The 288-nt window shown below is 67.4% G+C and carries 1 protein-coding gene; it reads left to right on the forward strand.

Annotated features, from left to right (window positions below; genetic code table 11):
- Positions 1-288 (forward strand): glutamate-cysteine ligase family protein (locus tag E5X34_RS32750; RefSeq protein ID WP_292573379.1); only part of this gene is annotated, 288 nt, incomplete at both ends.

Here is a 288-nt window from a genome sequence, read left to right on the forward strand (position 1 = left end):
GATCCGATCATGGATGCCGGCCGCATCATCGGCCTGGTCGAGCCGACCGGCCAGGGCGCGATCTCGCTGGAGCCCGGCGGCCAGTTCGAACTGTCCGGCGCGCCGCTGGAGACGATCCACCAGACCTGCCGCGAAGGCAATGCGCATCTGGCGCAGGTGCGCGAGATCGCCGAGCCGATGGGCATCCGCTTCCTCGGCCTCGGCGGCAGTCCGAAATGGTCGCTGGCCGAGACGCCGAAAATGCCGAAATCGCGCTACGAGATCATGACGCGCTACATGCCCAAGGTC

The sequence above is a fragment of the Mesorhizobium sp. genome, assembly GCF_004963255.1.
In the GTDB taxonomy this organism is placed as follows: Bacteria; Pseudomonadota; Alphaproteobacteria; order Rhizobiales; family Rhizobiaceae; genus Mesorhizobium.